Origin of the sequence: Rhizobium sp. 0TCS1.26 (genome assembly GCF_050455525.1) — a bacterium.
Lineage (GTDB): Bacteria > Pseudomonadota > Alphaproteobacteria > Rhizobiales > Rhizobiaceae > Neorhizobium.
On record NZ_JBCIYV010000002.1, the window covers coordinates 834,579 to 858,037 of the forward strand.

Consider the following 23,459-nt stretch of genomic DNA (forward strand, 5'->3'; position numbering starts at 1 on the left):
AAACACTCGCAGAGAATGATTGCGGATTCCTTAAATGGGTCTGGACAAGCCGAGTGGAATGGTCACCGATTCGTTAACGGACGGGACGACACCGGTTTCGGACAAGCTCCACCGACTAGCCTTTAGGTTATCGCGTGGCGACAGGGTGCCCGCGACAGACTGGCCATTCAGCTCGGAGCCCCGCCTTTGACCCCGCAGACTTTGTTTTCGAACGCCTCGAAAAGCTTTCACAAAGGCCAATACACCGACGCACTTGCTTCGCTGAACAGGCTTCTGGACCACTCGAAGGACGCAAAGACATACGTTCTGCTGGCAAAGACACTGGTGGCACTCGGCTTTCGCGAGGAAGCAGCGCGAACCTTTGTGCTCGCTGCCGAGCTGGGCGGTTCGCGGGCTGAAGACCATTATGCCGAAGCGATGAAAATCCACTTCGAGCTCGGCAACGATGATCTCGCCCTCAGCCTCGGTCGCCCGATCCTCGAGCGCGCCCGTCGCGACCCGGATCTTGCCTTCATCATCGCCTCGCTGTTCTTCAAGCGGGGCGAAAAGGACATGATCCGAGTGTTCCTGCCGGCCCTGTCGACCAGCCCGAACTCCCGCCACAACAGCCTTGCCTTGCTGCTCCTCACGGGTACGCCCGAGAACCCGCGTGACCGCGAGACGGTGGCCAATCTGCTGGAGCGCATGCCGCGCAGCATGGTCATCATCATGGCGCATCTGGTCTTCCAGCGCGAAGTCAACAACTTCGCCGAGATGGAGCGGCTGCAGCCGCAGATCGACCGGATGCTGTCGACCAATGCCGGCCAGATGATGCGGGCGGAGGCGCCGTTCTACAATCTCCACTGGCTGGCAAACGAACCCCTCAACAAGCTCGCCAGCTACAATCCCAATGCGTTCCCGGCCACCAATCCGGCCGAGCGGCTGGCGATGCCGCATCGCTGGGACAAGAAGCTGCGCATCGGCTACCTCTCATCCGACTTCTGGCATGACCATGCGACGATGAAGCTGGTGGGCACTGTCCTCACCCAGCATGACAAGAGCAAGGTCGATGTCACGCTGTTCTGCTACACCGACGAGCAGTACCTGAAGGCCGAGATCGATCAGGACCGCAGCCACTGGGGGCGGATCGTATCGGTCCGGAACATGGACGACGCCGCCGCTGCCCAGTTGATCCGTGACAGTGAAATCGACATCCTGGTCGACATGAAGGGGCACACCCGCGGCGGTCGTCCGGGCATCCTCAACCAGAAGGCGGCGCCGGTGCAGATTGCCTGGCTCGGCTTCCCGGGAACCACCGTCAACGTCGACCTCGACTACATCGTCGGCGATCGCTACGTTCTGCCGGACCAGTCGAAACCGCATTACTGGGAGAAGTTCTGCCGCCTGCCGGAGAGCTATCAGCCGAACAATCCCGTGGACCGGCCGCGCCGCAAGCTGTTCACCCGCGCCGATGCAAGCCTCCCCGACGACGCCTTCGTGTTCGGCTCCTTCAACGCCACCCGCAAAATCTCGGTTGCCAACATCGATCTGTGGATCCGCATCCTGAAGGCGACGCCGAAGAGCGTGCTCTGGCTGATGTGCAAGTCGGACGAGGCGCGCGACAACATCCGCAACAGGATCACTGCGGCCGGCATCGACGGCAAGCGCGTCGTGTTCACCAAGGTCGTCTCCTATGAAGAGCACATGGCTCGCCTGACGCTCGCCGATGTCGGTCTCGACACCTTCCCGGTCAACGGCCATACGACGACTTCCGAACAGCTTTGGGCCGGACTCCCGGTGCTGACGATGAAGGGTACCCACTTTGCCTCCCGCGTTTCGGAGAGCCTGCTGCGTGCCGTGGATCTGCCGGAACTCATCGCCGACAGCGAGAATGACTATGTCCGCCGGGCGGTCGACCTCTATGAGAACCGGGACAAGCTGTCGGTCCTCGCCGAGAGGCTCGAGGCCAACCGGCTCCTGAAGCCGCTGTTCGATTCCGAGCGCTTCTGCCGCCACCTCGAGCAGGCTTACGCAATGATGGCGGATCGGGCCAGGCAGGGACAGGCACCGGATCACATCGACGTACCGGCGCTTGAGGCGCGTGCCGAGCCATTCCTGGTGGAAGGCTGACGGTCGTCCGACGCTGAAATTCAACCAAAGAGGAGCTGTTGCTGTCACAGCGGGGCGGTCGAGCTGTCGAGCCTGCCTGTGGTCCAAGAGCGGAGAATGCCCATGCAACACCCCAAGTCCGACTGCCTGCTGTTCGTCACGGGCCGCAACTGCGAGCTTTATGTCGCCGAATGCCTGCGCAGCATTGCCCGGCAGTCGCTTCAGGACCTGCATGTCCTGTTCATCGATGATGCGTCCGATGACGACACCACAGAGATCGCGCGCCAGCACCTCACCGATCTCTTTCCCGGTCGACACACATTCATCCGCAACGAGGCACGCTTCGGCAAGGCGAGAAGTGCCTGGGAGCACCTGCGGCCCCGCGCCGGCAATGCGACGTTCATAACGGTCGTCGACAGCGACGATCAGCTCATCGATCCGACGATCCTCTCGACCCTGTCCAGCCGCTATGTGGGCGGCAAGGACGTGGTGTGGACGAACTACGTCACGGACAACGGGATGCAAGGGGGCAGCAGCGCACTCGATCCGCTCGTATCCCCGCGCCAGCAGGGATGGAGGACGAGCCATCTCTTCAGCTTCCGTGCGCTCCTGCTGACCACCGTGCCGGAAGATTACTTCAAGAATTCAGCCGGACAATGGTATCAGGCGGCATGCGACATCGCTCTGGCTTTGCCCATTCTCGACCAGACTCGCCGCTACGAGTTCATTCCAAGGCTCGCCTACCGTTACACGGCGACCAATCCGTACTCCCACCATAACCTGGATCCGAATTCGGTCGGATTGAACTCTCAGCATCAGCAGAAGTCGGCCGGCGAAATCTTCCGCAAGCCCAGTCTCCCGAGACGTGATGAAGACAGACAGACAGCCCGCGCCGCAGACGTCGCAACCGTGGCCGTTGCGCCGTCGCCCTGGGATCAGAAGGCAATCGATCTGATCTTCTCGCGTTTCCCGCTGGTCATCAACGCCATCGACAGCGCGGCGCGACATGCCCTGACGCCGCTGGAAATCCTGTCGCTCTGCAATCTGACCAGCCAGGTCGAGCCGCTGCGGCTCCTTCACCTGGGCAACCCGGCGTCCGCTCTCATAACGTCGGCCATCGCGGCATCACGTGACAATTGTGCCATCACATGCATGACCGCCGGCGCCGATTCAAGGTCCTGGATCTCCCAGCGTGCCAGGCTCGGCGGCTATTCGGCACCGCTCCGGTTCCTCGGCGTCGAGCAAATTGCAGCGGATGCAGATCCTTCAGGATCGGCGGCAAACGGATACAACTTCCTGATCCTCGATGCGCGCGGTGCGGCCGACGAGCCTGCCTTCCTCGAAAGCGGGCTGTCCTCGACGCTGCCATTGCTCGACCCGGAATTCTTCATGGTTGTGGCGATTACCTCCACCCTTGAGGCATCCAATGCCGGAAAATCCCGCTGGGACCGCCTGAATGCCAATCTCGAAAGCTGCGTCGGGGCCATTGCAGGAAGTTTCCTGGTCGGATGGACAGCAAACTAACTCGACCGATTCGTTGGAAAAGGACGCCGACGCGTGACCGATACGAACACCAAGACCTGTGAGTTCTCCCTGGAGGGCCTGACGATCCGGTTCAGCCTGCCTGACCCGAATGATCACATACAGAGCCATATTCTGCGCACCAGAAGCTTTTACGAGGAGCACATGCTGCGCGAGGCGTCGGCGCTCCTGCCAAAGGGCGGCACGGTCGTCGACATCGGCGCCAACATCGGCAATCACACCATATTCTTCGCCAAACTGCTGGGGGCGAATGTTCTCGCCTTCGAACCAAATCCGGCGGCGGTGAAACAGCTGCGCGACAACGTGGCGATCAACGGCGCGGAAAGCCTCGTGCGCATTCACGACGTTGCGCTTGGCAGCAGCTCGGGAAGGGGCGTCGTCAGCCTCGACGATGCCGGCAATCTTGGCAAAGCTCAGGTGCTCGCGTCGGAGACAGGCGACATCGAGATCTCGACCCTCGATCATTTCGTCGGCGAAGAGCCGGTCGACCTGATCAAGATCGATGTGGAGGGCATGGAGTGCGAAGTCCTCAATGGGGGCCTCGAAACCCTGCGCCGCTGTCAGCCTTCGCTTCTCATCGAGGCTGCGACGGCCGATCACCTGATGGCCATCGAGGCGATCCTGCGGCCGCTTGGTTACCGCAAGGTGGCGGTCTATAACCACACCCCCACCTATCTCTTCAGAATGTTCAAACGTTCCGTGGATGGGGTTTTCGAGGCGCTCGGGCAACTGCCTTCGGCGATCCGTGCAAAGCTGCCGGAAACGCGCGGGATCTTTGCCGGGATGGCATCCATCCCGGGAAATGAGGATGGGCTGCGGGCAGCCGTGACCTCCATCGTGCCTCAGGTCGACAAACTGTTCCTCACCCTCAACGGCTTCGACGAAGCGCCGGAATTTCTGGCGGGGATGGACAAGGTGCAATACCATCTCGAGCCAGACGGTGCCCGATACGGCGACGCCGGCAAGTTCTGGGGCCTTCAGTTCTCGGAAAGCTCGATCTACCTCACCTGCGACGACGACATCGTCTACCCAAGAGACTACGCGGTGCGGATGGCGACCGAACTGGCGTGGACCGGCGGCAAAGCGATCGTCTGCGCCCACGGATCGCTTCTGTCGCAGCCGTTCGAGAACTATTACGACGACAGTTCCCGTGCCGTGCTGCACTTCCAGCAGTCGCAGCTACACAGACGCTACGTTCATGTTCCCGGAACCGGAACCTGCGCATTCCATACCGCCACCTTCAATCCGGCGCTGGAGGACTTCCTTGCGCCGAACATGGCCGATATTTGGGTGACCAAATTCGCCCGGGAAGGCGGCATCCCCTGCATCAACGTTCCGCGACAGGCAAACTGGCTGATCCCGATCGCCGTGCGGCGGCCGTCGATCTACGAGCAGTCGCGTACAAAATCGGGCGGCAGCTACGATACCGGCGACATCCAGAGCAAGACGCTTGCCAGCCTCGGGCTGATCACCATCCGCGATGTCGTGAAGGACGCGCCTGCGTTCGTGTTGACCGCGTCCGCGGACAGCGCATTGTCCGAACACCTGCCAAAGCTGTCCTTCGGCGCGCGCGACCCGCTGTTTTTCGTCCTGTGCGACAACGCCGAGGATACCCGCCGCCGCAGTGGCAGGATCGGTTACGAGGTGCACTTTGTCGAACGGCATCAGCCGCTGGCGCCGGAGGTCCGTTCGCTGCTCTCCTCGATTGGCGGCCGTCTCATCCTGTGGGATATCTCGAACGCCAAGGCTCAGCAGATGGGGAGCACTTTCGAGGCCTGGATCGATGGAGCGTTTGCGCCGACCTTGAACTGAAACAAGGCGCCACGCAGGACGAGCAGATCCCCTCTGACCTGCGACAGTGGTCGCTGGTTGCCGGGCACGGCGCCGGCACCGCCCTCACCGGCGCGTTCGTTCGTTCAGTTGAACGAGCGGACGAGGCTGCCGACGAGCAGGTTCCAGCCGTCGATGAGCACGAAGAAGAGGATCTTGAACGGCAGCGAGATGGAGGTCGGCGGCAGCATCATCATGCCCATGGCCATGGTGATGGCGGCGACGATCATGTCGATGACCAGGAACGGCAGCACGATGAGGAAGCCGATCTCGAAGCCGCGGCGGATTTCCGACAGCATGAAAGCCGGGATCAGTACTCGGTAGTCGATCAGCTCGGGCGTTCCGACCGACTGGCCGCGCTCGCGGGCGATGTCGACGAACAGCGACAGGTCCTTGTCGCGGGTATTGGCGGACATGAAGGTGCGGAAGGGCTCGGCGATCCGCTGCACGGCTTCCGCCTCGCCGATCTGGTTCTGCAGCATGGGCTGCACGCCGTCGTTCCACGCGCGGTCGAACGTCGGCGACATGACGTAGAAGGTCATGAACAGCGCCATCGAGATCAACACGAGGTTGGAGGGCGCCGAGGCAAGACCCATGCCGGTGCGCAGGATCGAGAAGGCGATGACGAAGCGCGGGAAGCTGGTCACCATGATCAGGATGCCGGGGGCAACCGATAGGACCGTCAGAAGGCCGAAGGTGCGGATGATCCACGCTGCCGCCGAGCCGTCGATCGGCAGATTCAAGAGGTCCGCCGGTGACTGCTGGGCAAGGGCCAGGCCCGGTACCGCCAGCAAGGCGGCGAGCAGCGTTATCAGTCGAATCATTCGATCACGAAGGTTCTGAACATGACCTTCGATACTTTGCCTTGCGAACGCAGGTCAACACGTTCCTGAATGTCGTCCTTAAGATATTGGAAGCCGCGTGGACCCTCGATCTGCTGCAGCGAGACGGTGCGCATATAGGCGAGAATATCCTGGTGGATCTCCTCGGCGAGCGGCAGTTGCGGCGCGCCGTCGAAGGCCAGCGCCACTTCGAGACGCACCCAGTTTGCGGAGGGATAGGCAAGGTTGGTGGTGATCGGCTCGAGCTGTACGACACCGGCCGCTTCGGTCGCGATATGCGGAAGCCCCTCTTCCTTCTTGTCACCGTGAGCGCCGGCCGCTGCATCCGCCGGCCTGGCGGCCGCCTGGTCCGATCCGGGGATCTTCGGCGCGATCATGCCGCCCAGCACCCAGCCGCCACCGGCGCCGATCAGGGTGACGACGGCAATGCCGGCGATGGTGATGACCAACGCGCTTTTCTTCTTCGGCGGGGCGCCTTCTGCGGCTTCTTCCATCGTTTGGTCCTTCCCTCGGCCCCGTTAGAAGGGCGAGAACAGATCGACGACCTGCTGGCCGACCGGCGGCTGCTGCACTTCCGTCAGGCGACCGCGGCCGCCGTAGGAGATGCGGGCTTCGGCGATCTTGTCGTAGGAGATCGTGTTCTTGGCATCGACGTCCTGCGGCCGCACGATACCGGCGACATTGAGGATGCGGATCTCGTGGTTGACGCGCACTTCCTGCGAACCGCTGATCAGCAGGTTGCCGTTCTCCAGCGTGCCGGTCACGACGGCGGCGACCAGCAGCGTCAGCTTTTCCGCCCGCTTGGTGGTGCCCTTGCCCTTCGATTCGGTATCCGAGTCGGTTCCCATGTCGCCATCCGTCGACGGCGACAGGCCGAGAATGCTGGCCGCAGCGCTCCACTTCAGGCTGGTGGAGTTGGTGCGGGTGCGGTCGGTCTGGTTGTCGAAGGAGGCCCGGTCGTTGATCTGGATATCGACGGTCAGGATGTCGCCGACGTTGAGCGCCCGGGCGTCCTTGAACAAGGCCGCCTGGCTGTCGCTCCACAGCGAGTAGCCGCTGGCCATCTGGCGCGGCTGCTTCGGATACATCGACATCTGCGGGGTCTGCGCATATTGCAGGCCGCTGCCGATCGGGCTCATCGCCGGCGCGTTGCCGATCTCCTTGACGGTCTGGCTCTGGCAGCCGGCCAGCAGCATAACGGCCAGCAAAGCGGGGGCGCGCTTGGTCATGTACGGTCCTTCGAGGTCTTGGGGTCGGCAGCGCTGGACATGATCATCGAGATCATCCCCGCCTTCTTGGGGTCCATCTCGCTGAGGATCAGGCCGGTCTGCCGCGACGGCAGCTTCATGAGGATCGCCGCGGCGAGTTCCGTCTTCATTTCGGCCAGCTGAGGGGCTGCGGCGTCCGCCTTCATCGTCTTGAAGATGTCGACCAGCCCGGCGTCGGCCTTGGTCATGAAGTCGTTGCGACGCTTCAGCCAGTCCTCGTATTCGCTCTTGCGCTTTTCGAGCAGCGCGATGCGCTCGTTGACGTCCGACTGCAGCTTCTCCAGCTCCTGCTTCTGCATCAGGTAGCGCTGATCGCGCGCCGTATCGGCAATGTTGGTGCAGAACTTCTGGATATCCTCGGAGGTCGAGCTCGGCAGCGCCGGGTTGGCCTGCTGGGCGTTGACCTGCGGAACGAGCAGCAGGAGGGCGGCGGCGCCGAGCAGCAGGAGGGCGGCGGCGCCGAGCAGCCTGACTACCAGCCGCTTGCGCGGAGAGCCGTGGCCTGCCTCACACCTGTTCATGTCGATCTGACCGTTCATCATTGGATGACGAGCTCCGCCTGGAGGGCGCCCGCGGACTTGATGCCCTGCAGGATGGCGATGATGCCATCGGGTTTGACGCCGATGCTGTTGAGGCCGGCGACCAGTGTGCGCAGGTCAGGCCCGTTGAGGATGGCGACGTTGCTGCCGCTCTTCATGACGCTGATATCGGTCTGCGGCTGAACGGCGGTTTCACCGTCGGAAAAGGCTTCCGGCTGGATGATCTGCGGCGACTCGGTGACCTGGACCGTCAGCGTGCCGTAGCTGACCGCGACACGCGAGATCTTGACGTCGGCGCCGATGACGACGGTACCGGTGCGCTCGTTGACGACGACCTTGGCCGGGGTATCGGTATCGACGACCAGGTTTTCGATGTCGGCCATCAGCCGCGTCAGGTCGGCCGACTTCGGCTTCTGGATGACGACTTCCTGCGAGTCGCGCGATTCGGCGATCGGCGCGCCGTAGCGCTGACCGGCATAGCGGTTGACGACATCGGCGATCCGGACGGATGTCGAGAAGTCCGGGTTGCGGAGCTGCAGGACGAGGTTGACCGCATCCTTGAACTTCGACGGCAGCTCACGCTCGATGATGGCACCGTTCGGCACGCGTCCTGCCGTGGTCACGCCTTCGGTAACCGAGGCGGCCTGGCCCTGCGCCGAAAAGCCGGACACGATGACGGAGCCCTGGGCCACCGAATAGATCTGGCCGTCGGCGCCAGACAGCGAGGTCATGACCAGCGTGCCGCCGCGCAGCGAGGTTGCGTCGCCAAGCGAGCTCACCGTCACGTCCATGCGGCTGCCGGGGCTGGCGAAGGGCGGCAGGTTGGCGGTGACCATCACCGCCGCGGTGTTCTTGGCGCTCGACTGGCCGCCCTGCGTCGAGATGCCGAGGTTCTGCAGCATGGCGCGCATCGACTGCTCGGTGAACGGCGACGAGCGCAGGCTGTCGCCGGTTCCCTGGAGGCCGACGATCAGGCCGTAGCCGATGAGCTGGTTGTCGCGGCCCGCCTGCAGCGAGGCGATGTCCTTGATGCGGGCGGCATCGGCGAAGGACGGCTGAGCGGTATCGAAGAGTGCGAGGAGGCAGAGGCCGACGGCCAGGAGCTTGCGGTTCATCATTTCGCCATCACCTGCACCGTTCCGTCACCCATGACGGTGCCCGACACCGTGACGCCCGAATCCAGATTGCGGACCCGGATGACGTCGCCGACGGCGGCGTTGTCGAGTGGCGTTCCGGAGGCGGAGATCAGCATGCCGCCGATTGCGAAGGTGAGCCGGACTGCCGCGCCGCGCTTGACGGCGAAGGGAGCCCGAAGCGCCGAGACCTGGATGGTCCGGCCGGGCAGCAGCGTGCGCGTGCTGACCATGCCTTCGACCTCACCCACCGAGCTGGCATAGCCGCCGGCGATGTTGGGGTTGGTAACCTCGACTTCCTGGAGAACGGCAGAGGCGATTTCCTGCCCGGGATAGATGATCTGCGTCGGCACGACGGCCGTGCCCGCATCGGCGCGTGCGGCGCCGACGGCGGCAAGGCTTGCCACGGATGCAAGGAGCAGCAGGCTCCTTGCCCAGATCCACTGTGTCCGGCGAAACATCATGTCTGCCACCTCAATCTTTTACTTCAGGTTCTTGCTGACGATGGAGGCCATCTCGTCTGCCGTGGTGATCACCTTCGAGTTCATCTCATAGGCGCGCTGCGCCGAGATCAGATCGGTGATTTCCTTGACGGCATCGACGTTGGAGGCTTCCAGGTAACCCTGCTTCAGATAGCCGAAGCCCGGATCCTCGGGTGCGGCAACGATGGCTTCGCCGGAGGCTGCGGTCTGCTGGAAGAGGTTGTCGCCCAGCGCCTTCAGCCCTGCCTCGTTGACGAAGTTGGCGATCGTCAGCTGGCCGATCTCGGTGAATTCCGAGTTGTTGCCGGTGCGGACGCTGACCTGGCCGGTGCGGCTGATGACGGTCTCGCTGACATCGTCCGGGAAGGTGATGTTCGGCTCGATGGAGTAACCGTCGATGGTCACCAGCTGGCCTTCGGCATTCGTATTGAAGGCACCGGCGCGGGTGTAGAGCGTCGAGCCGTCAGGAGCCTGCACCTGAAACCAGCCGCGGCCGACGACGGCGAGATCGAGCTTGTTCTCGGTCTGAGCCAGCTCACCCTGCGTGTGGATATTGCGGACCGCCGCCGTCTGCACGCCGAGACCGATATTGGCGCCTTCCGGGACGATCGCCTGGTTGGCGCGGTTCGGCACGCCCTGGGCGCGTTCCGTCTGGTAGAGAAGGTCCGAAAACTCCGCACGCGCCCGCTTGTAGCCGGTGGTGTTGATGTTGGCGATGTTGTTGGCGATCACCTCGAGATTGGTCTGCTGGGCATCCATGCCCGTGGCGGCGACGGAAAGTGCTCTCATGACGGCGTCCTATCCCTTACATCTGCATTTTCGTGATTTCGAGATAGGCGCTTACAACCTTGTCCCGAAATGCCATGGCCGTCTGCAGCGACTGCTCCGCCTGGAGCATCGCATCCACCACCTGGCGGGTGTTGGCGGTGCCCTTGATGCCTTCGAAGGACATCGCTTCGGCGCCCTTGATGTTGTTGACCGCATCCGAAGCCATGCCGCCCAAGACACTGGCAAACGACATGCCGCCGGCTTCGGCGGCGCCCGCCTGGGCGGGACCAAGGCTCGACGCGGTGCTCTCGACGCTGCTGGTCTCGCCAAGATTGCGGGTCTGCGAAAGGGCGCTTACGTTCTGGACACTGTCGATCATTGCGAGGCCTTCAGGAGGTCGAGGGTCGCGCTGATGAGATCGCGCGTCTGCTTGATAGTCTGGAGATTGGCTTCGTAGGTGCGGTTGGCTTCGCGCAGGTCGGCCATCTCGATGAGCATGTTGACGTTCGGCATCTTGACCATGCCCTTGTCGTCGGCAGCCGGGCTGCCCGGATCATATTCCTCGACGAAATTGGACTGGTCGGTGCCGAGCTTCTTGACGCTGACGGTCTGGGCGCCGGATACCTTGTCGAGTTCCGTGCCGAAGGTGATCGTCTTGCGGCGATAGGGATCGGCGCCCGGCGTATCGCCGGTGGAGCGGGCGTTGGCGATGTTTTCGGAGACGATGCGCAAGCGGGTTGCCTGCGCCTCCATTCCCGAACCAGCGATCTTGAGAGAGGCTGAAAGCGGATCCATGATGGGTCTACCTCTTAACTGTCATCAGCATCATGCGATGAAACGATTTCACGAGATTGGTGCTCAGCTCGTACTGGCGCTTGATCTCGCCGGTCTTTGCGAGTTCCTCGGCAAGCGCGACGGTGTTGCCGGACTCCTGCATGCCGATCTCGTTGTTCAACTCCGACTCTTCGACGTCGACGTCGATGCGGCTGTCGATGGCGGCGCCGGTGAGATGGCCTGGATGCGTGCGGGCCATGCGCGTGCCGGTCGAGTTGAGGACCGCCGAGAACGGCGTTACGTCCTTCGACTTGAACCCGGGCGTATTGGCATTGGCGATGTTGCCGGAAACGACTTCCTGGCGAACGGACAACCATTCGGCTTGTCGAGATGCGAGATCAAAAAGCTGGATGGGCTGCATAGGCTTCACTCCATTTTGTAGGTGAAGCCTAGGCTGGTAATCTTGCGTCAGACTTACGGGCTGGCCGTTGCGCCGTCGCGGTAGATCTCGCCCTTCGAAGTGACGATGACCCAACGCCCTTCGAGCTGTTCGATCGTCGCCAGGCGGCTGTTGTCGGGCAGGATCGAGCCGATCCGGACCATGTACATGCCGGAGCTGTCCTCGATCATGGCGCGACCATTGGCAACGTGCATCAGGCGGAAGGTGCTGCGGCCAGGGAATGGCTGCGCCAGCGCTGCCGGATCGGTTTTCGGCGGCTCTGAGCCGAGCGACGATACGGTCGCGGTGGTGATCGGGTCGGGGGCGTCGGCAGGCGGCGCCTGGCTGTGCTCGCGGTCGTTGTCGACCAGCGCCAGAGGCGAGACGCTGAAGACGTTACGGCCCGACCCCTCCGGCAGATCGCGGGTGCGGCTCAACACGTCCGTGCGGATGCCGAACTTGTCCTGGTTGAGGAAGACATACCAGGGGAAGAAGGCAGAGGCGGCGGCCAGCAGCACGCCGCCGCCGGCCAGCATGCGGTCGGTCAGATGACCCCGGCGGCGCACAGGCTTCGGAGCCGCGACCGTCTTGTCGTCGTCAATCGCCATGGTGCGTCATCCTCTCTGTCTCTGATTGCCGGGGGGTGGTGCCAGCGCGGCGCGCAGCGCTGCCGCAAGATCGCCATAGGCGTCGTCGGACGGCGGGTCGCCGGGCGTCTGTTTCAACACCTCGTAGATGATCGGGACCTGCTTGATCGCCATGTCGAGATCCGGATCGCTGCCATTGCGATAGCCGCCGATAAGGCGCAGGTCGCGGGTCTCCTCGAAGCGGTGGATAAGCGACTTCAGCCGCGACACCAGCTTCTCCTGATCGCCGGTCCAGGCCTTGCGGGCGAGACGCGAGATCGACGAAAGCGGGTTGATCGGCGGATAGCGGCCCTCCTCGGCGAGGCTTCGCTCCAGCACGATGTGGCCGTCGAGAATGCCGCGCGCACTGTCGGCGATCGGGTCGTTGTGGTTGTCGCCGTCAACGAGGATCGAGATGATCGCGGTGATCGTGCCGGTGCCTTCCGGTCCGGGCCCGGAGCGCTCGAGCAGGCGCGGCAGTTCGGTGAAGACGGAGGCCGGATAGCCGCGGGCGATCGGCGGCTCGCCCGAAGCGACCGCGACCTCGCGGATGGCATGAGCGAAGCGGGTGACGCTGTCGGCGATGAACAGGACGTTCTCGCCCTGGTCGCGAAAATGTTCGGCGATGGTGATGCCGACGAGCGGCGCCATCTTGCGCAGCATCGGGCTCTCGTCGCTGGTGGCGACGACGGCGATCGATTTCGCCATGTTGTCGCCGAGCGTGTCCTCGATGAATTCGCGCACTTCGCGGCCGCGTTCGCCGACCAGCGAGATGACAACCTTGTCGAAGGCTTCGGCTCGGGCGAGCATCGAGAGCAGCGTCGACTTGCCGACGCCGGAGCCGGCAAAGATGCCGAGGCGCTGGCCGAGGCAGAGCGGCGAGAAGATGTCGATGGCGCGGACGCCGGTCGTGAAGCCGGTCTCGACCCTTTGGCGGGTCATAGACGGCGGCGCGGTATTGGAGATCGGCCGCTTGAGCGGACCGTTCTTCATCGGGCCCTTGTTGTCGATAGGATCGCCGAGCGCATTGATCGTGCGGCCGCACCAGCTGTCGTCGGGCGCGACGCGGAACGCCCCCTTGCGGATCACCACGTCGCCGATGCCGATCGGCTCACCCGGCTCGATGGGGCAGACATAGATGATGTCCGGTTCGACCCGCACCACCTCGCCGAGATGAATTCCGGTCGGACTGCGATGGGCGACGAATTCGCCAAGACGCACATGTCGCGACAGGCCGGATACCGTGTAGTGACCGGCGGCAATGGTGCGAACATGTCCGCCCGGCGCGATCGCCACCTCCGGATCGGCAAAGCGGCGCACCAGGTCGGCCAGCTGCCCCAACTTGCCGGTCTCGGATGCTCCGGCCGCGTTGCTTTCCATCGCTCAGTCCTCAGGATCCGCCGAGCGTCTTGATGGCGGCGCCGAAGGAGCTCTCGGTATCGCGCATCAGGGCAGAGATGGCCTCGAAGTTGCGGTTGATCTGGATCAGCTCGGTCATCTGGCTGATGCCGTTGACGTTCGACTGCTCGAGGTAACCCTGCGCGACGCCCGACTCGAGGCTGTCGACGACTGCCTGCGGCTGCTCGACCGGGATCACGCCGCCGTTTTCATAGCGCTGATAGCCTTTGGAAATGTCGGCGGTGAACAGGCCGAGCGTCGCGACCGGCACCCCGTCCTGCAGGATGCGGCCGTCGGCGGAGACCTCGGGCGTGCCGCCGGTGCGGTTGAGCTGGATCGGCGCACCGCCGGCGTCGAGCACCGGATAACCCTGGTTGGAGATCAGCTCGCCGGTCTCGCGCATGGTAAAGCGGCCGTCGCGCGTCAGAACCTGACCGGCCGGCGTATCAATGGCAAACCATGCGTCGCCCTTCACCGCGAAGTCGAGCGGGTTGCCCGTCTGCTGCAGCCCGCCGGAACGGGTCGACAGATAGTCGTTGCCCTGGCTGACGAAGGCGACATTGGCATTCAGGTCGTTGCGGGTCCGGCTCATGACCTCGTCGAACTTGACCTCGGTCGAGCGGAAACCGACCGTGTTGATGTTGGCCATATTGTCGGCGATCGTGTCGAGGCGGCGCTCAAGCGCGACCTGCGAGGAAATGCCGACATACAATCCGGACTGCATAGGATCTGCCCCCGTGTTACCTTGGACCGGCGGCGATCAGAAAGCTGCCGTACACGCGATTTGCGGACATCGTCGTGCCCCTTGGCGGCAGGAGTAGGCAAAAGAACTTGTGCGAGGCTGTTCCGCTTCAAGCCGTCTGCAAGCGATCGGTTACCCAGCCTCACGCAAGGCAGCGGCTGTATTCGAAAGCCTGATAAAACTACGGTACAGGCACGCGATGACCATTATTATCGGATTCATTATCACCGTCGGCTGCGTTCTCGGCGGCTTCATGGCGATGGGCGGCCACCTGGACGTGCTGATCCAGCCGTTCGAGCTCATGATCATCGGCGGCGCCGGCCTTGGCGCCTTCGTCATGGCCAACCCCATGAAGGTGGTCAAGGATGCCGGCAAGGCGCTGGGCGAGGCCTTCAAGTTCGCCGTGCCGAAGGAGCGCAACTACCTCGACGTGCTCGGCGTGCTCTACTCGCTGATGCGCGACCTGCGCACCAAGTCGCGCAACGAGATCGAGGCGCATATCGACAATCCCGAGGAATCGTCGATCTTCCAGTCGGCGCCGACGGTGCTGAAGAACAAGGAACTGACTTCGTTCATCTGCGACTACGTTCGCCTGATCATCATCGGCAATGCCCGCAGCCACGAAATCGAAGCCTTGATGGACGAAGAGATCGAGACGCTGCTGCACGACAAGATGAAGCCGTATCACGCGCTGGTGGTGATGGGCGACGCCTTCCCGGCCATCGGTATCGTCGCGGCCGTGCTCGGCGTCATCAAGGCAATGGGCAAGATCAACGAATCGCCGGAAGTTCTCGGCGGCCTGATCGGCGCAGCACTCGTCGGCACCATGCTCGGCATCTTCCTGTCCTATTGCCTGGTCAGCCCGCTGTGCTCGCAGATCAAGATCGTTCGGACCAAGCAGCACCGCCTCTACATCATCGTCAAGCAGACGCTGATCGCCTACATGAACGGCTCGGTGCCGCAGGTGGCGCTCGAATACGGCCGCAAGACGATCTCCAACTACGAGCGTCCGTCCATCGATTCCGTCGAGCAGGAAATGATGAATCCGGGCGGCGGTGAGAACAAGGCGGCATGACCGACATGAGCACTCAACTGGAAAACCGCTCTTCTGCAATCGACCCGGCGCTGCTTGCCAAGCTGACCGGCGGGCTTGGCGACCACAAGACGGTCGAAAAGATCTGCGGAGAGTTCGGACATCTCTATTCGGAGTTCCTGCCCGACGTCTTCCAGAGCGAGACCGGCCTGTCGATCAGCGTCAACTACAGCGGCTTCCAGATGGGCCGTATGCCGGATCTTGTCGCAAGCCTCGGCGATTTCAGCCTGGTGGACGGGTCGCTGCGCAACTGGTGTCCGAACTTCGTGCTCGCCTGCGGCAGCAGCTTCGTCATCGGCCTGATGGAGCACATGCTGGGTGCGGCACCGGAGACGGTCTCGCAGCCCGCGGAACGGCCACTGTCCAACATCGAGCTCGATCTGGCACAGATGGTGTTCGAACGGATGGCAAACGTACTGCGGTCGGGAGTCAATGCGGCGGGCGGCTTCGAAGCCAGTCTCGAGCTTCCGCACAATGCCAAGGATCGCCCTGCCCCGGAAGCCGACGCTCCGATCGAGTTCGGCGCGCTGATCCGCATGACGATCGACATCGGCAAGGTCACGTCGCAGATCGCGCTGGTCATTCCGCAGAAGGCGCTTCTGAAGACCAAGGTGGAAACGCCGCGCGCGACCGGCCAGGTGGCCAAGCAGAAACAGGAATGGGCCGACCGGATCGCCGACCAGGTGCGCCGCTCGCACATCACGCTGGAGGCGCGGATCCGGCTGCAGAGCCTGACGCTGAAGACGATCTCGAAGCTTGCGGCCGGCGACATCATCGCCTTCGAGGACAAGAACGACGTCCGCGTCGAAGTGAGCGCCAACGGCCGGGACATGTACTCCTGCGAATTCGGCCGTTCGGGAGAGCGCTACACGGTGCGGGTGAAGGACAATATCAGCTCAGAAGACGAGCTTCTGCGTCACCTCATGGGGTAGCAGGCGGGAGCGCGTTTCCCGCACTGCGGCAATGGGCAGGCTGACGCAAGTTTCAACAGGAATAATGTGGTCATGGCAACCAAGAAGACACCTCTTATCGATCTCGACGATTTTCCTGCAGCAGGCAATGAGGTCGAGCTGGATCAGGCGATCGACGATCTGCGTGGCGTTCTGAAAGCCGATACCGACGGCGGGGCCCCCGATTTCGCCAGTGACTTCGGCGCCGGCTCGCTGTCGGACAGCGATAGCCCCTTCGGTGCCGATCTCGGCGGCGAGACCTCGTCCTTCGGCGGTTCGGACTTTGGTGGAAACGACTTCGGTGGAGCGGCGTTCGGCGGGGCCGATGTCTCGACGCCGGAGCCGGGCAGCGCGCTCACCTCCAACCTCGACCTGATCATGGATATCCCGATCAACGTCGAGATTGTGCTCGGAACCAGCAAGATGCAGGTCTCCGGCCTGATGGGACTTGAGGAAGGCGCAATCATTGCGCTCGACAAGAAGATCGGCGAACCGGTAGAGATCATGGTCAATGGTCGCCGGATCGCCAAGGGCGAAATCACCGTCCTGGAACATGACGATAGTCGCTTCGGTGTTAAGCTCACGGAAGTGATGGGTACAAAGAAAACCTGATCCCATGAGGGACAGTGAGGGAAGACCATGATGGACTTTGACGATTTCGGAGGCGCTGTCTCCACGAAACCGTTATCCCAAGCTGAAAAAGCCGCTGCCGTCCTGCTTGCCATGGGCAAGGGGGTCGCCGGGAAACTGTTGAAATATTTCACGCAAGCCGAACTCCAGACGATCATCGCGTCGGCGCAGTCGCTGCGTGAAATCCCGCCGGACGAGCTGCTGCAGCTCGTCAACGAGTTCGAGGACCTGTTCACCGAAGGTGCGGGTCTCATGGACAACGCGCGCGCCATCGAAAGCATCCTCGAAGAAGGACTGACGCCGGAAGAGGTCGATGGACTGCTCGGCCGCCGCACCGCGTTCCAGGCCTTCGAAGCCTCGATCTGGGACCGCCTCCAGGATGCCGACCCGATCTTCGTCGGCACCTTCCTGCAGCGCGAGCATCCGCAGACGATCGCCTACATCCTGTCGATGCTGCCGTCGGCTTTCGGCGCCAAGCTGCTGATCCAGCTGCCCGACAGCCAGCGCGCCGACATCATGAACCGTACCGTCAACATGAAGGATGTCAGCCCGAAGGCCGCCCAGATCATCGAGAACCGGGTGATCGAGCTGACGCAGATGATCGAAGCCGAGCGCAACTCCAACGGTTCGAACAAGGTGGCCGAGCTGATGAACGAGCTCGACAAGCCGCAGGTCGACACGCTGCTGAGTTCGCTGGAGACGATCAGCAAGGAATCGGTCAACAAGGTGCGTCCGAAGATCTTCCTCTTCGAAGACCTCCTGGCGATGCCGCAGCGCAGCCGCGTCATGCTGCTCAACGATATCGCCTCGGACATCCTCACCATGGCGTTGCGCGGCGCACCCGTAGAGATCAAGGAAAGCGTGCTTTCGGCGATCAGCCCTCGCCAGCGCCGCATGATCGAGTCGGATCTTGCCGCCACCAACACGGCGATCAATCCACGCGAAGTGGCGATTGCCCGCCGCGCTGTGGCACAGGAAGCCATCCGCCTGTCCAATGCCGGACAGATCCAGCTGAAGGAAGAGGCTTCCGAACAGGTCGAAAGCGCGCCGGCCGCAGCCTGATACGGCTGGCGGCATGCGCCGCCGGTACTGGAAGCCATGACGGCTTTCGCGAACCAAAGCGGGGGGCCGCCTGCCCTTCCAGCGCAGGGATGATCCCTTGTCGGACGACAAAGACAGTAAAACAGAGAGCCCTACCCACAAGAAGCTGCTCGATGCCGCGGAAAAGGGCAACGTTCCGTTTTCCAAGGAAGTCACGCTGCTGGCGTCTTCCCTCGCCTTTTATTTCTTCCTCGTCTTCTTTCTGCCAAGCAGCACTGCGCAGCTTAGCCAGGCCCTGAAGGACCTCATCGAGAAGCCCGACCAGTGGGCGCTGGAGAACGCCTCCGACGTCGTCTCGATCTCGGTGCGCATCGCCTGGGACGCCGCAGCCTTCCTGCTGCCGGCCATGCTGCTGTTCATGATCTTCGGCCTTGTTTCGTCGCTTGCCCAGAACATGCCGTCCTTCGTCCTCGAGCGCGTCCGGCCGCAGCTGTCGCGCCTGTCGCCGGTCAAGGGGTTCGAACGGATCTTCAGCGTTCCCGGCCTGGTGGAATTCGGCAAGTCGCTGTTCAAGGTGCTGATCGTCGGCGTCATCATGTTCTTCATGATGCGCAGCGACTTCCTGCACACGATCGATGCCATGTTCGCCGATCCGCTGGTCGTTCCGGGCATGCTCTACACGGCGATCAAGAAGATGATGGTGATCATTCTTCTGGCGACCGGCACGCTGGCGGTGCTCGACTTCTTCTGGACGCGACATCACTGGTTCAGCCAGCTGAAGATGTCGAAGCAGGAAATCAAGGACGAGAACAAGCAGTCCCAGGGCGACCCGATGGTCAAGGCCCGGCAGCGGTCGGTCATGCGCAGCCGCGCCCGCCAGCGGATGATGAAGAACGTGCCGCGCGCCACACTGGTGATCGCCAACCCGACGCATTATGCGGTGGCACTGCGTTACGTGCGCGAGGAAAGCGACGCGCCGATCGTCGTTGCCAAGGGCGCTGACCTCGTTGCCCTCAAGATTCGTGAGATTGCAGAGGCCAACAACATTCCGGTTTTCGAGGATCCGCCTCTGGCGCGCTCCATGTTTGCGCAAGTCTCGATCGATAGTGTCATTCCAGCAGCCTTTTACAAGGCCGTGGCTGAACTGATTCACCGGGTCTATGCCTCCAGGTCGCCCAAAAGACGGACACGTTAGCAACTATGAAAAAATGCGATTACTCGTTGGAAAGAGAAAAGATTCTGGCGCTTGCGATCAACCCTGTTGCGACTGAACTGCGTCTGCTGGATGCAGCCGATCTGATCTCGCTGCTGCGGCTCGAATGCTATGGCAGCATCGCCGATCTGGTATCGTCGGCCGCAGAACTGTTCTTCCATCCGGGTACCGTCAGCTTCGGCTCGGGCGGCGATTACCGGCTGGAATGGGACGGCCAGCCGGAGGTGGTTCTCGACCTCGAGATCAAGCCCCGGGGCGTCTCTGTCTATGCGCGCCTGATGCTCAGCGACAAGACGGCCGGCATCGAGATCGATCATATCGCGTTCCAGGATCCGTCCGACGATCCTGAGGAAAATACCCGCTTCCTGTCGCGCAGCCTGCACGACGCCCGCTTCGTGAAGTATCCGACGGCACTTGCCGGCTGAGGGACAGCATAGGGCGCCGACCGAGCCTCGGCGCGAAGGCAAGGCTCGGCCGATGCGGCTAGTAAAGACCAGTTGTCAGTGAATGTAGCCGAGGCGGATCGCCTTGGCGATCGCCTGGATGCGGTTGACGGCGTCCATCTTGATGGTGGCTGAACCGAGATAGGCGTTGACGGTGTGCACCGAGAGCCCGAGCCGCTCGGCAATCTCTTCGCTGATCTGACCGTCGCCGGCCAGCTGGAGGCAGGCAATCTCCCGTTCGCTCAGCGTCTCCGAAGGAAGAGTGCGCCGCTCGTCGAGGGCCAGAAGATCCATCATGATATGGAAGCTTCGGACGTGCTGGTCGATGACGATCTCGCTGGCGATGTTCACCGGGCCGCCGGAGAAGGCGACATAGCCGTTGCCGAGCGCCCCCAGACGGACCGGGAAGGCGATGCCGGAAAAGCCAAGGCTGCTAGCCTCCAGCTTGCGCACCAGCGGCACCGTCTCACCGCCGCCGCTCCGGGCTTCGGCATCGCTGCTCTGCCATGTCATCGGCAACAGCGACAGGTCGATATGGTGGATGAAGGCATCGCCGTAGGCTTCGATGAGCGCATTGCTGTGCTCGGAGGCCAGCGCGCCCCAGTTGTCGAGTTCGCAGATCAGCTTGCGCTTGTTCGGAAGGCCGGCACCGGAAATTCGAAGGACGGCGAAGTTGCGCGCGTGCAGCGTCTTCTGCATCGTCACCAGCTTCGGGAAGATGTCCGAGCGACTGGACGCACGCGAACCGGCGCCATACGGCGATCCGCTGTCCGCATCGTTCCTCAACGCCGTATGCCAAGAGGCCATGGTCTCGCCCTACACCAGGTTGTTGCGCACCGCGTATGCGATTGCTTCGGATCTTGTCTTCGTCGCGGTCTTGCGCATGACGCTGGTGATGTAGTTGTTGATGGTGTTGCGCGAGATGCCGAGGATGACGGCAATCTCGTCGCTGGTCTTGCCCTCGGCAATCCAGAATAGGCATTCGAGCTCGCGATCCGTCAGCTCGAAGTCGCGGTCCGGACGGGCTTCCCGCGTCTCCCCGAGGCTGAGCACGTAGCCGGCGAGCAGGCCAACCTCACGCAGCCGGTCCTGCGACAGGATGAGCCCCTCGAGGAACAGCAGCATGATCGAGTAGCGGGTGCGGCCGGCGCAGAAGGTCAGCGAACAGTACTGGCGGCTGACATCTTCCGGCAGATCCACGTCGTCCGGCAGCAGCGCGAACTGCGGCGTCAGGATGGCGAGACACTTCTCGATCTCGGTGGAGCGGGAGTAGCCGCGCGACAGGTCAGTACCGAGCCGGCGGACGAGATCGAACGGCCAGTTGGAGGCGACGATCGAGTCAAGCCCCTGCTCCTGAACCAGATCGTATCGGGCAAGCAGATAGTGGGAGGCGCCGACATAGTCGGTCAGGAGCCGCATGGCGGCGGGGATGTTGTTGGAGGTCCCGGTGATCGTCAGACGACGGAGGAACTTTTCGCGCAAGACCGGCCTGGCGGCATCTGGCTCGATGAAATGCCGGCCTTCGGATGCGAACTCAGCGCCCCGGACGTCCATTCTGCCACTCTCCTTTGAAGGTGGGCGCACCGCGACCCGCCACCCTCGGGTCCCGTCGTTTCGTCGTCGCCGGAGCGCGGCTATGACCAGTCATGATCACGTTCAGCCCACCCCGAATCACCGCCATTCTAGGCGGTAGCCTTGGAATTGCCATGACCTCGCTACATTTCCTACAGGCTGCTGGGGTCCGGTCAAGCGCCGCTGCCGCTTTTGTACGCCACACAACCGAAAAGGCCGCCCGGAGGCGGCCTTCGTCGTCCTGATTGTGCGGTATGTCAGGCGGCCCGATCGACCGCCCATTTGCGCAGGATCTTCGCGGCCCGCTCTTCCGAGAGCTCGACCATCCGGGACAGGCGCTTTTCCGGACCTTCCTTGACGCGGCGGTTGAAGCCGCCGTTCGGATCCTCTTCGCCGCCGAACAGGTCGCTCGAGCCGTCGAAGCCGAAGTCCGAACCGAAATCCGAGCCGAAGCCATCGACGAGTGCCGGGTTGCCGCCCGCCGGCGAGAAGTCCGGAAGTTCCAGGCCGGCAGCTTCGCCGGCAGCTTCTGTCGCGGCACCGGAGCCCGTCATGTTGCGGATGACCGGGCGGAGGCCGAACCAGACGACGAGGAAAGCGACGAGGACGAAGGCGAGCGAGTTGATGATACCGCCGAGGTTGCGGGTCAGCACTTCGCCCATGCCAGGGCCGGAGCCGGCGGATTCTTCGAGCAGCTGCGCTTCGAGGAAATCCATGGCCGTCAGGGTCACCACGTCGCCGCGGTCCGGATTAACGCCGGCAGCTGTCGCGACGATCTTCTGCATCTCGGCGAGGTAGGCGTCGATCTTCTGCTGGTCGACTGGCTCGCCGACCATCTTGGCGATCCGGCCACGGTTGACGACGACGGCGATCGAAAGCTTTTCGATGCGGTAGCTGTTGCGCGTCGTTGCGGTCGTCTTCGAGTTGATCTCGTAGTTGGTCTGCTCTTCCTTCTTGTCGGACTGATCCGACGATTCAGGCGTATTGCCGCCACCGCCCTCAGGGGCTGCCTGGGGAACGTTCTGCTCCACCGTCGCTGCCGAGTCGGGCTGGCGCTGCTGCGACTTCTGGGCTTCCTTGGTGACCTTTACCGAGCGTTCGACGCGCGATTCCGGATCGTAGACCGTCTCCTGGATCTGCTGGCTGTCGGTGTTGATGGACGCCGTGGCGCTGGAGCGGAAGTTGTCCATGCCGAGGAACGGGGCGAGCGCCTTGTCGATATTGCTTTCGATTTCCTTCTGCACCGTCTGCAGGGTGTTCATCGAGCGGTTCAGGGCACTGTTTCCGGCTTCGTCGCCGGAGGCGAGCAGCTGACCGGTCGAATCGAGAATGGTGACGTCCTCGACATCGAGGCCGGGAACGGCGGAGGCGACCAGGTGGCGGATCGATGCGGCAGCCTTGCGGCCCGCCTCGCTGCTGGCACGGATCATCACCGAGGAGGTGGGCTTCTGGCCGGCGCGGCGGAAGTTGCCGACATCCGGCATGACGATGTGGACGCGGGCGGCGGCGATGCCGCTGATCTGCTGGATGGAACGGCCGATTTCGCCTTCAAGCGCGCGGACGCGGGTGACTTCCTGCATGAAGGAAGTGAGGCCGAGCGAACCGACATTGTCGAAGAGTTCGTAGCCGGCGTTGGCGCTGTTCGGCAGGCCGCGTTCGGCCAGCATCAGCCGGGCCTTGCTGGTCATGCCGACCGGGACCTGCAGGCTCGTGCCGTCCTGGCCCGTCTGGAAGTCGATGCCGGCTTCCGCCAGCGCGATGCTGACCTGGTTGAGGTCGGAGGTCTCGAGACCGACGTACAGCGTCTCGTAGGATGGCTTGTTCACCATCAGGGCCGCGGCGATGACGATCGCCATCGACAGAACGCCGACACCCGCAAGCGCCAGCAGCTTGGTTTGCCCAAGCGCCCCAAGATTTCTCATAACTTGATTGAATTGAGCCAACAGATTCATTCTGTTCCCGCACCGTCACTGGATAAAGAGCTCTTTGCCCGGCTCCAAACTAGAGCGCGAAGCTTGTGCGAGCGTTTCGCGTGAGGACGGTGGA

The 23,459-nt window shown here is 62.9% G+C and carries 25 protein-coding genes; 9 read left to right on the plus strand and 16 right to left on the minus strand.

The window, feature by feature from the left end; translation table 11 throughout:
* The first annotated feature begins 186 nt into the window (after positions 1-186).
* The 3 genes from AAIH46_RS11240 to AAIH46_RS11250 all read left to right on the plus strand — a co-directional run bounded on the left by AAIH46_RS11240 (position 187) and on the right by AAIH46_RS11250 (position 5,442).
* On the plus strand, positions 187-2,109 hold the full coding sequence (locus AAIH46_RS11240) for a glycosyl transferase (protein WP_430305946.1): 1,923 nt from the start codon (positions 187-189) through the stop codon (positions 2,107-2,109).
* A 102-nt stretch (positions 2,110-2,211) separates the two neighbouring features.
* The gene (locus AAIH46_RS11245; protein ID WP_430305947.1) at positions 2,212-3,612 is read left to right on the plus strand and encodes a glycosyltransferase family 2 protein; all 1,401 of its coding nucleotides are present in this window, start codon (positions 2,212-2,214) and stop codon (positions 3,610-3,612) included.
* Positions 3,613-3,645: 33 nt separating this feature from the next.
* On the plus strand, positions 3,646-5,442 hold the full coding sequence (locus tag AAIH46_RS11250; RefSeq protein WP_430305948.1) for an FkbM family methyltransferase: 1,797 nt from the start codon (positions 3,646-3,648) through the stop codon (positions 5,440-5,442).
* A gap of 104 nt (positions 5,443-5,546) precedes the next feature.
* Here AAIH46_RS11250 and fliP read toward each other — a convergent pair whose 3' ends face one another.
* From fliP to flgF, 13 genes are read right to left on the minus strand one after another with little or no spacing between them, the layout of a single operon-like run.
* Complete coding sequence (gene fliP / locus AAIH46_RS11255) at positions 5,547-6,284, minus strand: flagellar type III secretion system pore protein FliP (protein WP_430305949.1); 738 nt, start codon at positions 6,282-6,284, stop codon at positions 5,547-5,549.
* Positions 6,281-6,796 (minus strand): flagellar basal body-associated FliL family protein, encoded by a 516-nt coding sequence (locus tag AAIH46_RS11260; RefSeq protein ID WP_430305950.1) that lies wholly within the window; start codon positions 6,794-6,796, stop codon positions 6,281-6,283. Before AAIH46_RS11260 ends, fliP begins: the two co-directional genes overlap by 4 nt.
* A 24-nt stretch (positions 6,797-6,820) precedes the next feature.
* Positions 6,821-7,531, minus strand: coding sequence for a flagellar basal body L-ring protein FlgH (gene flgH, locus AAIH46_RS11265; protein ID WP_430305951.1), 711 nt, complete (start codon positions 7,529-7,531; stop codon positions 6,821-6,823).
* Positions 7,528-8,091, minus strand: coding sequence for a MotE family protein (locus AAIH46_RS11270; RefSeq protein WP_430306543.1), 564 nt, complete (start codon positions 8,089-8,091; stop codon positions 7,528-7,530). The genes flgH and AAIH46_RS11270 overlap by 4 nt, the downstream gene beginning before the upstream one ends.
* Positions 8,092-8,108: 17 nt before the next feature.
* The gene (locus AAIH46_RS11275) at positions 8,109-9,227 is read right to left on the minus strand and encodes a flagellar basal body P-ring protein FlgI (RefSeq protein WP_430305952.1); all 1,119 of its coding nucleotides are present in this window, start codon (positions 9,225-9,227) and stop codon (positions 8,109-8,111) included.
* Complete coding sequence (flgA, locus tag AAIH46_RS11280; protein WP_430305953.1) at positions 9,224-9,706, minus strand: flagellar basal body P-ring formation chaperone FlgA; 483 nt, start codon at positions 9,704-9,706, stop codon at positions 9,224-9,226. Before flgA ends, AAIH46_RS11275 begins: the two co-directional genes overlap by 4 nt.
* 18 nt (positions 9,707-9,724) lie before the next feature.
* On the minus strand, positions 9,725-10,513 hold the full coding sequence (gene flgG, locus AAIH46_RS11285) for a flagellar basal-body rod protein FlgG (protein ID WP_430305954.1): 789 nt from the start codon (positions 10,511-10,513) through the stop codon (positions 9,725-9,727).
* 16 nt (positions 10,514-10,529) lie between these two features.
* Complete coding sequence (locus AAIH46_RS11290; RefSeq protein ID WP_430305955.1) at positions 10,530-10,871, minus strand: flagellar hook-basal body complex protein FliE; 342 nt, start codon at positions 10,869-10,871, stop codon at positions 10,530-10,532.
* Entirely contained in the window at positions 10,868-11,287 is a 420-nt protein-coding gene (flgC, locus tag AAIH46_RS11295) for a flagellar basal body rod protein FlgC (protein WP_430305956.1), read from the minus strand. Before flgC ends, AAIH46_RS11290 begins: the two co-directional genes overlap by 4 nt.
* Positions 11,288-11,294: 7 nt before the next feature.
* On the minus strand, positions 11,295-11,687 hold the full coding sequence (flgB, locus tag AAIH46_RS11300) for a flagellar basal body rod protein FlgB (RefSeq protein ID WP_430305957.1): 393 nt from the start codon (positions 11,685-11,687) through the stop codon (positions 11,295-11,297).
* A 53-nt stretch (positions 11,688-11,740) separates the two neighbouring features.
* Complete coding sequence (locus AAIH46_RS11305) at positions 11,741-12,313, minus strand: flagellar protein (protein WP_430305958.1); 573 nt, start codon at positions 12,311-12,313, stop codon at positions 11,741-11,743.
* Positions 12,314-12,319: 6 nt separating this feature from the next.
* Positions 12,320-13,711: a flagellar protein export ATPase FliI gene (gene fliI, locus AAIH46_RS11310; protein ID WP_430305959.1), complete on the minus strand. Its 1,392-nt coding sequence runs from the start codon at positions 13,709-13,711 to the stop codon at positions 12,320-12,322.
* A gap of 10 nt (positions 13,712-13,721) precedes the next feature.
* A complete protein-coding gene (gene flgF, locus AAIH46_RS11315) occupies positions 13,722-14,453 on the minus strand; it encodes a flagellar basal-body rod protein FlgF (protein ID WP_430305960.1) in 732 nt (243 codons plus the stop codon).
* A 217-nt stretch (positions 14,454-14,670) separates the two neighbouring features.
* Between flgF and motA the strand changes: the two genes are divergently transcribed.
* The 6 genes from motA (at position 14,671) to AAIH46_RS11345 (ending at position 19,823) form a co-directional block, all read left to right on the plus strand.
* Positions 14,671-15,546 carry a flagellar motor stator protein MotA gene (gene motA, locus AAIH46_RS11320; RefSeq protein WP_430305961.1) on the plus strand — a complete coding sequence of 292 codons (876 nt, stop codon included), beginning with the start codon at positions 14,671-14,673 and terminating at the stop codon, positions 15,544-15,546.
* A gap of 5 nt (positions 15,547-15,551) precedes the next feature.
* Positions 15,552-16,496, plus strand: coding sequence for a FliM/FliN family flagellar motor switch protein (locus AAIH46_RS11325; RefSeq protein ID WP_430306544.1), 945 nt, complete (start codon positions 15,552-15,554; stop codon positions 16,494-16,496).
* Positions 16,497-16,568: 72 nt separating this feature from the next.
* On the plus strand, positions 16,569-17,126 hold the full coding sequence (fliN, locus tag AAIH46_RS11330; protein ID WP_430305962.1) for a flagellar motor switch protein FliN: 558 nt from the start codon (positions 16,569-16,571) through the stop codon (positions 17,124-17,126).
* A gap of 27 nt (positions 17,127-17,153) precedes the next feature.
* Positions 17,154-18,206 (plus strand): flagellar motor switch protein FliG, encoded by a 1,053-nt coding sequence (fliG, locus tag AAIH46_RS11335; RefSeq protein ID WP_430305963.1) that lies wholly within the window; start codon positions 17,154-17,156, stop codon positions 18,204-18,206.
* A gap of 97 nt (positions 18,207-18,303) precedes the next feature.
* Complete coding sequence (gene flhB, locus AAIH46_RS11340) at positions 18,304-19,380, plus strand: flagellar biosynthesis protein FlhB (protein WP_430305964.1); 1,077 nt, start codon at positions 18,304-18,306, stop codon at positions 19,378-19,380.
* Positions 19,381-19,385: 5 nt separating this feature from the next.
* Positions 19,386-19,823, plus strand: coding sequence for a hypothetical protein (locus AAIH46_RS11345; RefSeq protein WP_430305965.1), 438 nt, complete (start codon positions 19,386-19,388; stop codon positions 19,821-19,823).
* A 75-nt stretch (positions 19,824-19,898) separates the two neighbouring features.
* On the opposite strand, the gene visR is transcribed toward AAIH46_RS11345, so the two are convergent.
* The 3 genes from visR to fliF form a co-directional block, all read right to left on the minus strand.
* Positions 19,899-20,648 (minus strand): transcriptional regulator VisR, encoded by a 750-nt coding sequence (gene visR, locus AAIH46_RS11350; RefSeq protein ID WP_430305966.1) that lies wholly within the window; start codon positions 20,646-20,648, stop codon positions 19,899-19,901.
* 9 nt (positions 20,649-20,657) lie between these two features.
* Positions 20,658-21,395 (minus strand): transcriptional regulator VisN, encoded by a 738-nt coding sequence (gene visN, locus AAIH46_RS11355; protein WP_430305967.1) that lies wholly within the window; start codon positions 21,393-21,395, stop codon positions 20,658-20,660.
* Positions 21,396-21,670: 275 nt separating this feature from the next.
* Positions 21,671-23,365, minus strand: a complete 1,695-nt coding sequence (gene fliF, locus AAIH46_RS11360; RefSeq protein ID WP_430305968.1) for a flagellar basal-body MS-ring/collar protein FliF — start codon at positions 23,363-23,365, stop codon at positions 21,671-21,673.
* Positions 23,366-23,459 lie beyond the last annotated feature (94 nt).

Bases quoted from the DNA above. Each gene is read 5' to 3' on its own strand.
- AAIH46_RS11245 (WP_430305947.1), top strand. From the start codon at position 2,212: ATGCAACACCCCAAGTCCGACTGCCTGCTGTTCGTCACGGGCCGCAAC.
- fliP (WP_430305949.1), bottom strand. From the start codon at position 6,284: ATGATTCGACTGATAACGCTGCTCGCCGCCTTGCTGGCGGTACCGGGC.
- AAIH46_RS11260 (WP_430305950.1), bottom strand. From the start codon at position 6,796: ATGGAAGAAGCCGCAGAAGGCGCCCCGCCGAAGAAGAAAAGCGCGTTG.
- flgH (WP_430305951.1), bottom strand. From the start codon at position 7,531: ATGACCAAGCGCGCCCCCGCTTTGCTGGCCGTTATGCTGCTGGCCGGC.
- AAIH46_RS11270 (WP_430306543.1), bottom strand. From the start codon at position 8,091: ATGAACAGGTGTGAGGCAGGCCACGGCTCTCCGCGCAAGCGGCTGGTA.
- AAIH46_RS11275 (WP_430305952.1), bottom strand. From the start codon at position 9,227: ATGATGAACCGCAAGCTCCTGGCCGTCGGCCTCTGCCTCCTCGCACTC.
- flgA (WP_430305953.1), bottom strand. From the start codon at position 9,706: ATGATGTTTCGCCGGACACAGTGGATCTGGGCAAGGAGCCTGCTGCTC.
- flgG (WP_430305954.1), bottom strand. From the start codon at position 10,513: ATGAGAGCACTTTCCGTCGCCGCCACGGGCATGGATGCCCAGCAGACC.
- AAIH46_RS11290 (WP_430305955.1), bottom strand. From the start codon at position 10,871: ATGATCGACAGTGTCCAGAACGTAAGCGCCCTTTCGCAGACCCGCAAT.
- flgC (WP_430305956.1), bottom strand. From the start codon at position 11,287: ATGGATCCGCTTTCAGCCTCTCTCAAGATCGCTGGTTCGGGAATGGAG.
- flgB (WP_430305957.1), bottom strand. From the start codon at position 11,687: ATGCAGCCCATCCAGCTTTTTGATCTCGCATCTCGACAAGCCGAATGG.
- AAIH46_RS11305 (WP_430305958.1), bottom strand. From the start codon at position 12,313: ATGGCGATTGACGACGACAAGACGGTCGCGGCTCCGAAGCCTGTGCGC.
- fliI (WP_430305959.1), bottom strand. From the start codon at position 13,711: ATGGAAAGCAACGCGGCCGGAGCATCCGAGACCGGCAAGTTGGGGCAG.
- flgF (WP_430305960.1), bottom strand. From the start codon at position 14,453: ATGCAGTCCGGATTGTATGTCGGCATTTCCTCGCAGGTCGCGCTTGAG.
- motA (WP_430305961.1), top strand. From the start codon at position 14,671: ATGACCATTATTATCGGATTCATTATCACCGTCGGCTGCGTTCTCGGC.
- AAIH46_RS11325 (WP_430306544.1), top strand. From the start codon at position 15,552: ATGAGCACTCAACTGGAAAACCGCTCTTCTGCAATCGACCCGGCGCTG.
- fliN (WP_430305962.1), top strand. From the start codon at position 16,569: ATGGCAACCAAGAAGACACCTCTTATCGATCTCGACGATTTTCCTGCA.
- fliG (WP_430305963.1), top strand. From the start codon at position 17,154: ATGATGGACTTTGACGATTTCGGAGGCGCTGTCTCCACGAAACCGTTA.
- AAIH46_RS11345 (WP_430305965.1), top strand. From the start codon at position 19,386: ATGAAAAAATGCGATTACTCGTTGGAAAGAGAAAAGATTCTGGCGCTT.
- visR (WP_430305966.1), bottom strand. From the start codon at position 20,648: ATGGCCTCTTGGCATACGGCGTTGAGGAACGATGCGGACAGCGGATCG.
- visN (WP_430305967.1), bottom strand. From the start codon at position 21,395: ATGGACGTCCGGGGCGCTGAGTTCGCATCCGAAGGCCGGCATTTCATC.
- fliF (WP_430305968.1), bottom strand. From the start codon at position 23,365: ATGAATCTGTTGGCTCAATTCAATCAAGTTATGAGAAATCTTGGGGCG.